This window comes from Halomonas sp. MES3-P3E, assembly GCF_002836035.1.
Lineage (GTDB): Bacteria > Pseudomonadota > Gammaproteobacteria > Pseudomonadales > Halomonadaceae > Vreelandella > Vreelandella arctica.
Genome location: NZ_PJBT01000187.1, coordinates 122,875 through 132,048, shown reverse-complemented (window position 1 = coordinate 132,048; position 9,174 = coordinate 122,875). Strand labels below are relative to the sequence as shown.

The following is a 9,174-nucleotide window of genomic DNA, read 5'->3' as shown; positions in this document are numbered from 1 at the left end:
CCATGATGACATCCTCAATGCTGTGCTGGATATAGGTATTCATCAGCTGAGTGAAACCCGACATAAGACCCCTCAAGCTGGGGGGCTAGTGGTGGCAACGGATATTGAGCATGCCCACCAAATTGCTGCAATACTGAATGCTAAGCATCAAAGCTATGTCGTGGTCACCAGTAAAACACCTCGGGCTCAGCAACTAATCGACCGGTTTCGGCATGACAACACCTGCTGGATTGTAGCGGTTAGCATGATTTCTGAAGGCACAGATATACAGCGTCTTTCAGTTTGCTGTTACCTCAGTCGCATTCGTACCGAGCTTCACTACAGGCAGGTTCTTGGTCGCATCTTAAGAAAGATGGGCACTGATGACAGAGAGGCGTGGCTTTACGTGATCGCTGAACCTACCCTACGTAAATACTCGCAAAGAATCGCCAATGACCTTCCCGAGGATCAATCCACGCTGCAGGCAAAAAAGCTTAATGATCGTCTAACTAAATCCCACGCTGAGCACGCCGATGGCAATACCGAGGGCGCAAAAGAAAGTGAAGATAATCCCCTTTCCGTAAAAGAGCAGAACGGTAAGCGCGAGCTGCAAGTTACTGAGGCTTCATTACTGACGCTGAGCTTTTCTCAATACTACCGGCAGTATCTATTATCGCTAATGTAGTTTTTTCTTTCCATGGCTACCCCCACCCATCTTCAAGGTTCATAAAGTGTACCTTTTGACACGCTTCTATTATCTTTAAAACTCAATGGGTAATAAGTGTCGTTTGGGGTTATAGCTAAGGTTCAAAAGAAAGCCCCATTTTATGATCCAAAATTGAGAATACAGCTCAATGGCGACGATCGGCTACCTCCGAGTCAGCTCTAGCGAACAAAGCACCCAATCTCAACTTAGCGAGATTGCGAATCGACAAAATGTCGAATGTTGGTCATATGCTCATGCATCTGAAGCTTCTGCTAGCTCAGGAATTTGAAACACTCTATCTCCCATCGAATATCTCAATTCATCTGTCGAAAATTTATGCCATCTGATTTAGAATATTGGTTATGAAGATTTTGATTTGTTATTTATTTATAACTTTTATTTTAATGGTGGTTTATGAAGCCTAAAGAAAAGATGGATTTGAACAAGCTTTATAAAAAAATAAGGGCTAACGCTGGGAGAGCTGTTTGTGATTATTCTATGATTGAAGATGGTGACAAAGTAATGGCTGCCATAAGTGGTGGCAAAGATTCATTTGTTATGCTTGATACTCTGTTGTATTTGAAGAGAGTAGCACCGATTAAGTTTGATGTGGTCGCTGTGAATCTCGACCAAAAACAACCCGGTTTTCCGGAGCATGTTCTTCCTGGCTTCTTCAAAAAGAATAATATTGATTATTATATTATAGATAAGGATACATATTCAATTGTTAAAGAGAAAACTCCTGAAGGGAAAACTACTTGTTCACTTTGTTCGAGACTTAGAAGGGGTTCTCTATATGGGTTTGCTGAGGAGATTGGGGCTACAAAAATAGCTCTTGGCCATCACATGGATGACATTGTAGAAACTCTTTTTTTGAATATGTTTTTTAACGGTAAGTTAAAGGCAATGCCTCCTAAGCTGCTAAGTGATGATCGCAGAAATATTGTAATAAGACCGCTTTCTTATTGTCGTGAGAAAGATATTGCTAAGCTGGCATCAATTGTAGAATTTCCAATTATTCCATGTAATCTTTGTGGTTCTCAGGAGAACTTACAAAGACAGAATATAAAAAACATGTTGGCAGGCTGGGAAAAACAAAAAGCGGGTTGTATTGAAAACATATTTAACGGTATCCAGAATGTAAGTCCAAGCCAACTAGCTGACTTAAATCTTTTCGATTTCCACAATCTCGATATCGACAGGTCTAGTAAAGTCATCTCGAACCATACTGGCAGTGTAGATGTTTCTTCGACCAATTTTATAGAAGCAATCAACCTATGATTTTGTAAAGAATACATTGGTGTATCTGGGCTGTCTTTGGTTATATTTTGATCAACTGCATTTGCTTAAAGCTTTTTTTTACAAAAAATGAATTTTTTGTATGGCTTGTGTTTGTTTTCTTTAGAAGAAAGAAAATTAAGTGACTGTATTGTAATGCTTTACTCACTCACTCACTCTTCCTCTTTTAAAAAATTTGGCATATAAGGAAAAGACAGCTATACGATGCTGGAGATTTTGCGCAATTTGCAGCGCAATGCGCCGGTCAATTTCTCACTGGTGGCGGTCAATCTGGATCAAAAACAGCCCGGTTTTCCCGAGCACGTGCTGCCTGCGTATCTGGATAAGCAGGGCGTGGAATATCACATTGTCGAGCGTGATACTTATTCGGTGGTGAAAGAAAAAACGCCAGAAGGTAAAACGACTTGTGCGCTCTGTTCACGCCTGCGCCGCGGTTCGCTGTACGGGTTTGCTGAAGAGATTGGCGCCAATAAAATCGCCCTGGGCCACCACCGCGAAGATATCCTTGAAACGCTGTTTCTCAATATGTTCTTTGGCGGCAACTTAAAAGCGATGCCGCCTAAGCTGCTTTCTGATGATGGTAAAAATATCGTCATTCGGCCGCTGGCTTACTGCAAAGAGGCGGATATTGCCGAGTTTTCACGGATGATGGAATTTCCGATTATTCCCTGCAATCTATGCGGTTCGCAGCCCAATATGCAGCGCCAGGTCGTCAAAGAGATGCTCGCTGAGTGGGACAAAAAATTCCCCGGCCGTCTGGAAAGCATGTTTAAGGCGGTAACTAATATTGCGCCTTCCCAGCTGGCGGATCGCAGCCTGTTTGATTTTGAAGGGCTAGAAGCCAAACAGGCAGAGCTATTGGCCGGGCGCATTCAGGCATTTAACGTCAGTTAACCGTTTGCTGCTCCTCTTCGGCGAGGGTGATTAAGCGCTGCATATCAAGAATATTGACCTCTCGCCCGGACACCGCCACTACGCTCTGCTGCTGAAAGCGGCTTAAAATACGGCTGACGGTTTCCACCGCTAAACCCAAATAGTTGCCGATATCGGCCCTGGGCATGGAAAGGCGGAAACTGTAGGGCGAGTAGCCACGGCGACGAAAACGATCCGAAAGTGTTATTAAAAAGCTCGCTAGCCGCTGGTCGGCAGTTTTACGTGACAGCAGGCGCATCATGCGCCGGTCATCGCGTAACTCTTTGCTCATGCTGCGATACAGTTGGCCACGCAGTTCGGGCAACTCCTCTGAGAGTGAGTCCAAGCGATCAAAGGGAATCTCGCAAACGGTGGTCGTTTCCAGGGCAATTACACTTCCTGGGTAGTGCTCCTCATCAATCCCGTCCAACCCCACTAGTTCGCTCGGGAGGTAGAAATTGGTCAGTTGTTCGCTGCCGTTTCCCTCTGATGTGACTTGTTTCAAACTGCCCGAACGTACCGCATAAACGCTGGTAAAAGTATCGCCTTGGCGAAATAGTGGCTCGCCTTTTTTCAGCGGTGCGCGACGACGAATAATGGCATCGAACTGGCCCATATCGTCTATCTCAAGGGCAAGTGGCAAGCATAGTGAGCTCAAGCTGCAGGTTTGGCAGCGAGCTTCATGGAGTAGCGAGCGTCGGCGGCTCATGGGTTCCAACATGCATAACTCCTTGAGTAGCGTCGTGAGTGGCAGGTAATCATTACGCCGTGCTGAGGTAGGCTTCTCTTAGTATGGAAGCTTCATTTCGTTAGCGATAGCTTGTTTACACAATCTTTGAGTAGTGCTTGCCTGATTGCTGCGGCAGGTGAGCATCAAACGCCATGGCTAAGTGACGAATCAGCAGCCGTCCCATGGGCGTCGCGCTAAGCTGGTCGCCGCTGCGCGTCAGCAGGCCATCTCGCTCGGCGCCCTGTAAGTGCTCAAGCGCTTGCGCAAAGTAACGCGGGGCATCAATGTTCCAGCGTTGACCGATGGCGGCCAGATCAATGCGCATATCACACATTAGTCGCTCAATAACGTCCCGGCGGATCAGGTCATCGTCACTTAAGCGCAGCCCACGTACGGTTGCCAATTGGCCTTGATCCAGCGCTGCTTCATAGCGGGCCAGATCGCTAGGGTTCTGTGCATAGACGTCATCGACGCGAGAAATCGCCGACACGCCAAGCCCGATTAAGTCGCACTGGGCGTGACTGGAGTAGCCTTGAAAGTTGCGCTGGAGCGAGCCTTCGCGCTGGGCGATCGCCAAGCTGTCATCAGGACGAGCAAAGTGATCCATGCCGATGTGCACATAACCGGCCGCGGTGAGCATCTCAATCGTGGTGCGCAGAATCGCCAGCTTCTCTTCGCTGCCCGGCAGGTCATCGATGTTAATCCGCCGCTGGGGGGCAAAGCGCTCGGGCATGTGGGCGTAGTTAAACACAGAAAGCCGTGCGGGATTTAACTCGATCACTTGGCGCAGGGTGTCTGCAAAGCTTTTTTCAGTCTGAAAGGGTAAGCCGTATATTAAATCGAGATTGAGCGAACGAAAGCCCAGCCGGTGTGCTTCATCCATCAGCGTCTCGGTGAGTACCCGTGGCTGAATACGGTTAATGGCTTTCTGCACCAGCGGGCTTAAGTCCTGCACGCCTAAACTGATGCGATTGAAACCGAGCGACTGCAGGTGGCGCAGCGTAAATACGTCCGCTTCGCGAGGGTCGATTTCAATCGCGTAATCGCGATCAGACGCGGACGAGAGACCAAAGCGCGCGTCCAGGCGATCAATCAAGTCGCCCATCTGGTTCAAGTTAAGAAACGTCGGTGTTCCGCCACCCCAGTGCAACTGCTTCACCGGTCGTGTGGTATCCAGGTGGCGAGCGGTCAGCACCATTTCACGGTCAAGCCGGGATAGGTACGGCTCGGCCAGGGCGGTGTTCTTGGTGGCGATTTTATTACACGCGCAGTAAAAGCAAATTTTGCGGCAGAAGGGGATATGCACATACAGCGAAAGAGGACGTTGGCTGGCATTGCTGCGCTCTAACGCCTGAGTCAAATCGCTCGGGGTAAATTGGTCGTGAAACGACAACGCCGTGGGGTAGGACGTATAGCGCGGGCCGCTGGTGTCGTAACGGCGCAGCAAGGCTTCATCCCATTTTTTCTGCTCCGGTGCTGCCCCGGCCATGGTTGAAGTCATCGTAGAAGAAGCCGCGAGGGCATGAACGGGCATGAAGTGACGCTCCGGCGTTAAAAGTGGCGTTAAAGCTTTGATGCCAGCCTAACGCGCGGCGCCGATATAAATATTGAGCCATGTCATGTTAATGAAGGTTGTGTGCTGTGAGTGTCCACAGCTGCCACAGCGCAAAAGCAATGATCGTCAGCGCGGCCACGCTGCGCGTTGCCGGGTGACGAATCAGGTGGCTTAACTGGCGCGCGGCAAGCCCGGTGGCCAGCAGCGCAGGTAGCGTGCCCAGTCCAAAGGCGCCCATCAATAGTGCGCCCTGGAGCGGGTCGGCAATTGCTAAGCTCCAGGCCAGCATGGAGTAGACCAGCCCACAGGGCAGCCAACCCCATATCGCCCCCAGCGCAAAGGCTTGGGGTAAATGAACTACGGGCATTAAACGTCGCCCTACCGGCTCGATAAAGCGCCATAGGCGGCGGCCTATCGCTTCAACTTTAAGCAGCCCTTTCCACCAGTTGGCGATATACAGCGCCATCAGGATCAGCATCAGCGCCGCAAACACTTGTAGCAGCATTCGCGCCGTGGCAGAGAGGGAAAATAGCGTGCCTAGTAGGGCTACCAGCGCGCCTGCGCTCATGTAGCTAGTGATGCGACCTGCGTTATAGCTGAGCAGCAAGCCACCCATACGCGCCGGATGACGCATGCTGGGGGGCACTGCAAAAGTGAGCGCGCTCATAATGCCACCACACATGCCAATGCAATGGGCGCCGCCCATCAAACCAAACACGAACGCCGCCAGCAGTGGCGGCAGGTCAAGGCCGGTTGGATTCATGGCCGGGGCTCTTGGTCGTCGGGTGAGTGTGTGTCGGAGGGGGCAGCAGGGCGGTGCTTGGTCTGCTGCCGCTGGCGTCGCTGTTCGGGGTTGAGGTCATTCTCATCTTCATCAAACAAAATGCGGTGCGCCGGGCCTTCCAAGTCGTCGAACTGATCATTTTTCACCGCCCAGAAAAATGCCCAGACGGCGAGGCCCAGCAGAATCAGTGAAAGCGGAATGAGTAGATACAGAATCGTCATGCGGTTACCGGTGTTGAAGCGCTTGGCGAAGAGGCGGGCGGCGTCGTACGCCAGCGTGACAGCCGCAGCGCGTTACCCACCACCACTAGCGAGCTGAGCGACATACCAATGGCCGCCATCCAGGGTGGCACCAGCCCCATGGCCGCCAGCGGCAGCGCCGAAAAGTTGTAGCATACTGACCAGATCATGTTCTGGCGCATGATACGCCGGGTCGCGCGGGAAATCTCGATAGCCTCAAAAATCCGCATCAGGCGTGGGCTGAGCAGCACCGCGTCGGCGCGGGTGCGGGCTAAGTCCGTCGCACCGTTCATGGCAATTGCCACATCAGCACCGGCTAACACCGGCACGTCGTTGATGCCGTCACCAATCATCACCACGGTTTCGCCAGCGGCTTGAAGCTCTTTCATCCGGGCCAGTTTGCCTTCTGGGCTGGTGCCTGCGTGCCACGTCGTTATGTTGAGTTGGTTGGCCAGGCTCTCCACAGCATCGACGGTATCACCGGAGAGCAGCTCCACGGTTAGCCCCTGGGCCTGTAGGGCTTTGATCGTGGCAGCAGCGTCATCACGAATGCCATCATGAAGACCAAACCAGGCGCGGGGTTCGCCGTTTTCGCTCAGCAGCAGCCATTGCCCCCTGGCGGGTGCCGAAATGGGTTCTCCAGTGGAAAATTCTGGTTTGCCCAGCTTCCAGCGCGCGCCGTTTAGCGTGCCCTCTAGTCCTTGACCGGTATGGCTATGAATATCTTTTGCCTGAAGCGTTGCATCCCGAAACGGACGAAAGGCGCGGGCGATAGGGTGTTCTGAGTGGGCTTCGAGCGCCGCGGCAATCGCCTGGGCACGCTCGGCGGTTAATTCGCCGAACGGTTTGGTCTGGGTCAGGTGCATCTCGCCGCGGGTGAGCGTGCCGGTTTTGTCAAAGATTACTCGGGTTACGTTGGAGAGCGTCTCCATGGCATCGGCACGGGTGATCAACACGCCGCGCTTGCGCAGTTGACCATGGCCTGCGGTCAGGGCCGCGGGGGTGGCCAGCGCCAGCGCACAAGGGCAGGTCACGACCAGCACCGAAAGTAGTACCCAGAGCATCCGCGAGGGGTCGATAAACCACCAGGCGATGGTGACGCAGGCGGTTACCACTAACAGGCGGAGCACAAATAGGTGGGCCATGCGTGCTGCCATCTGGGCCAGCCGCGGGCGGCTGGCAAAGGCGCGGTCGGTGAGATCGACAATGCCCGCCACTCGGGCATCGCGCCCGGCGTGGGTAACACGGATCACCAGCGGATTTTCCATGTTCTGGCTACCGCCGGTAATGCTGTCGCCCACCCGGCGGGTGACCGGCAGGTATTCGCCGGTCAGCATGGATTCATCCAGGCTCGATTCTCCCTCCTCAATCACGCCATCGGCAGGCACGCCGTGGCCGGGCTTGATCAGGACTCGATCATCCGGGGCGAGTTCGCTCGCGGGTAGAATGCGTTCGCTGCCGTCGCTTTCCAGCCGCGTGGCCGAGATCGGCAGCACGCCACTCAGCACATTGCCGCTATGCCCACTACGGCGCCTGGCTCGGCCTTCCACGTAGCGCCCAAACAGCAAGAAAAAGGTGAACATGGCGACCGAGTCAAAATAGACCTCGCCGACGTTAAACAGCACCGCATAGCTGCTGGCAAGATAAGCCCCACCGATCGCCAGCGATACTGGCACATCCATACCCAATACACCGGTGCGCAGGTCTCGCAGGGCATTACGAAAGAACGGCTGGGCGGAAAAAAATACTACCGGCGTTGCTAAGGCAAACGAGAGCCAGTGGAACAGCGCGTAGAAATCGTCGCTGATTTCACCGGGACCGGAGACATAAATGGGGATCGAGAACATCATCACCTGCATCATGCCTACTGCAGCGATGATCAATCGACGCACGTTCATGCGCTCTTCATGCTGCATGCGTGCTTGGGCTTGATCCGGTTCGTAAGGCTGAGCGTCGTAGCCAATTGCAGCCAGTTCGGCTAGTAGTTGCGAGAGTTTAAGCTGCTGCGGGTCCCAGCTCACGCGCAGTCGGTGGTGGGTTAAATTCACCGCGCTGGTGGTAATTCCCTCCAACGCATTCAGGCGGTGTTCAATCAGCCACGCACAGGCGGCGCAGGTAATGCCTTCAATGGCGAGGGTGGCTTTGACATTGCCCTCATCACCATCAGGGTGAACAAACTGCGCTTGCAGGCCGGGATCATCAAATACCGACCACGTGTCCGCTTTGGCGGCTTGGCGTTCATCGGGGCGTTCGGGAAGTTCGGTTCGGTAGCGGTAGTAGCTCTCTAGCCCGCCATCGACAATGGCATGAGCCACCGCTTCGCAGCCGGGGCAGCAGAGCGGGTGGGTGTGGTCATCCAGGGTAATCGTCCAGGGTGCCGCAGCGGGCACCGGGTTACCGCAGTGGTAGCAGTCAGAGGCAGGCACGGCGTTGCTCATTCGCTTTCTGGACGCCCTCCTGGCAATAGCGCGACGCTATTTTCATTAGGGAACGTCGCTTCACCCGTCAGACGCCAGTCGGCATCTTCTAGTGCGGGCTGAATCTGTAGGTACCAGCGGTAGCGCAGGTTGTCAGGGCCCTGGGTGATATAGCGGCCGTCACGGACATGCTCCAGTATGAACGATTGATCACGGTCATCCTCGGTAGGGAAGATGAGGTCCAGATAGAGCTTGTCGGGACGCGCATCGCCGCTTAAATCAACCACGATGTCGCTGGTCATCGGATCAAGACGTAGCTCGGCGCTTAAGTTCAGAGTGCGCGCCTGCTCCTGCTTGGCAAGTACCATATTAATGGCTTTGCCATGCTCGTAGTAATCCTCTTGCACTACCATGCCATCAAAACTTTTAACTGACATAACGGCAAAGGTTATGCTGAACATAATGGATGAGAGCAGAATGCCGATTAGAAACCATGGCCAAAACTGCTTGTACCAGGGGATCACCTTCTCGCTAGAGGGTAGGGATGACATCG

At 53.1% G+C, this 9,174-nt stretch carries 8 protein-coding genes and 1 pseudogene; 3 read left to right on the top strand and 6 right to left on the bottom strand.

The genetic code is table 11. From position 1 onward, the window contains the following. The 3 genes and pseudogenes from CXF87_RS17335 to ttcA (CXF87_RS17325) all read left to right on the top strand — a co-directional run. Positions 1–664: DEAD/DEAH box helicase (locus CXF87_RS17335; RefSeq protein WP_269801110.1), on the top strand; the 664-nt coding region annotated here is incomplete at its 5' end. 435 nt (positions 665–1,099) lie between these two features. Continuing rightward, positions 1,100–1,966, top strand: a complete 867-nt coding sequence (gene ttcA, locus CXF87_RS17330; RefSeq protein WP_101147533.1) for a tRNA 2-thiocytidine(32) synthetase TtcA — start codon at positions 1,100–1,102, stop codon at positions 1,964–1,966. 204 nt (positions 1,967–2,170) lie between these two features. Next, positions 2,171–2,878 (top strand): annotated as a pseudogene (ttcA, locus tag CXF87_RS17325) (tRNA 2-thiocytidine(32) synthetase TtcA); the annotation flags it as partial. Here ttcA (CXF87_RS17325) and fnr read toward each other — a convergent pair. The 6 genes from fnr to CXF87_RS17295 form a co-directional block, all read right to left on the bottom strand. Then, positions 2,871–3,617: a fumarate/nitrate reduction transcriptional regulator Fnr gene (fnr, locus tag CXF87_RS17320; protein WP_101147532.1), complete on the bottom strand. Its 747-nt coding sequence runs from the start codon at positions 3,615–3,617 to the stop codon at positions 2,871–2,873. The pseudogene ttcA (CXF87_RS17325) and the gene fnr sit on opposite strands and share 8 nt — an antisense overlap. 103 nt (positions 3,618–3,720) lie before the next feature. Next, a complete protein-coding gene (gene hemN, locus CXF87_RS17315; protein ID WP_101147531.1) occupies positions 3,721–5,160 on the bottom strand; it encodes an oxygen-independent coproporphyrinogen III oxidase in 1,440 nt (479 codons plus the stop codon). Positions 5,161–5,248: 88 nt separating this feature from the next. Next, positions 5,249–5,944, bottom strand: coding sequence for a sulfite exporter TauE/SafE family protein (locus CXF87_RS17310; protein WP_101147530.1), 696 nt, complete (start codon positions 5,942–5,944; stop codon positions 5,249–5,251). After that, positions 5,941–6,186, bottom strand: a complete 246-nt coding sequence (ccoS, locus tag CXF87_RS17305; protein WP_101147529.1) for a cbb3-type cytochrome oxidase assembly protein CcoS — start codon at positions 6,184–6,186, stop codon at positions 5,941–5,943. The genes CXF87_RS17310 and ccoS overlap by 4 nt, the downstream gene beginning before the upstream one ends. Continuing rightward, entirely contained in the window at positions 6,183–8,642 is a 2,460-nt protein-coding gene (locus CXF87_RS17300; RefSeq protein WP_101147528.1) for a heavy metal translocating P-type ATPase, read from the bottom strand. The genes ccoS and CXF87_RS17300 overlap by 4 nt, the downstream gene beginning before the upstream one ends. Continuing rightward, complete coding sequence (locus CXF87_RS17295; RefSeq protein ID WP_101147527.1) at positions 8,639–9,172, bottom strand: FixH family protein; 534 nt, start codon at positions 9,170–9,172, stop codon at positions 8,639–8,641. The genes CXF87_RS17300 and CXF87_RS17295 overlap by 4 nt, the downstream gene beginning before the upstream one ends. Positions 9,173–9,174: the final 2 nt, after the last annotated feature.

Coding starts and splice junctions, on each gene's coding strand:
- ttcA (WP_101147533.1), top strand. CDS start 1,100: ATGAAGCCTAAAGAAAAGATGGATTTGAACAAGCTTTATAAAAAAATA.
- fnr (WP_101147532.1), bottom strand. CDS start 3,617: ATGTTGGAACCCATGAGCCGCCGACGCTCGCTACTCCATGAAGCTCGC.
- hemN (WP_101147531.1), bottom strand. CDS start 5,160: ATGCCCGTTCATGCCCTCGCGGCTTCTTCTACGATGACTTCAACCATG.
- CXF87_RS17310 (WP_101147530.1), bottom strand. CDS start 5,944: ATGAATCCAACCGGCCTTGACCTGCCGCCACTGCTGGCGGCGTTCGTG.
- ccoS (WP_101147529.1), bottom strand. CDS start 6,186: ATGACGATTCTGTATCTACTCATTCCGCTTTCACTGATTCTGCTGGGC.
- CXF87_RS17300 (WP_101147528.1), bottom strand. CDS start 8,642: ATGAGCAACGCCGTGCCTGCCTCTGACTGCTACCACTGCGGTAACCCG.
- CXF87_RS17295 (WP_101147527.1), bottom strand. CDS start 9,172: ATGTCATCCCTACCCTCTAGCGAGAAGGTGATCCCCTGGTACAAGCAG.